Origin of the sequence: Paenibacillus sp. KS1, from assembly GCF_001680695.1 — a bacterium.
GTDB lineage: Bacteria > Bacillota > Bacilli > Paenibacillales > Paenibacillaceae > Paenibacillus_B > Paenibacillus_B suaedae.
The window spans coordinates 1-274 of record NZ_MAIS01000366.1; the positions used below are offsets into that span (position 1 = coordinate 1).

At 46.4% G+C, this 274-nt stretch carries 1 protein-coding gene; it reads right to left on the bottom strand.

Going from position 1 to position 274, the window contains the following annotated elements:
• Positions 1–262, bottom strand: a 262-nt coding sequence (locus BBG47_RS28690; protein WP_254659965.1) for a transposase, incomplete at its 3' end; no start/stop codon positions are given.
• Positions 263–274: the final 12 nt, after the last annotated feature.

Consider the following 274-nt stretch of genomic DNA (forward strand, 5'->3'; position numbering starts at 1 on the left):
TGACAAACGATTCGAGCGTGTCGTTGGAACGTTTATAGGGAGCCACGGTCTGCTGCTTAAACTCTCCATTACGGTCTCGTGGGATCTGAAGCCGCAGGTCTCCATATTCGGTATGAAGTGTACGTATGTATCCGCCGTTACGAGAGTTTCCAGAATTCACTCCAATACGGTCATATTTTTCATAGTCCAAGAAGGCGGTTAATTCCGTTTCTAACAAGCGATTCATAGCTGCCTCAAGATGACTGCGAAAAACTTCAGCCACATCCTGGTTTTG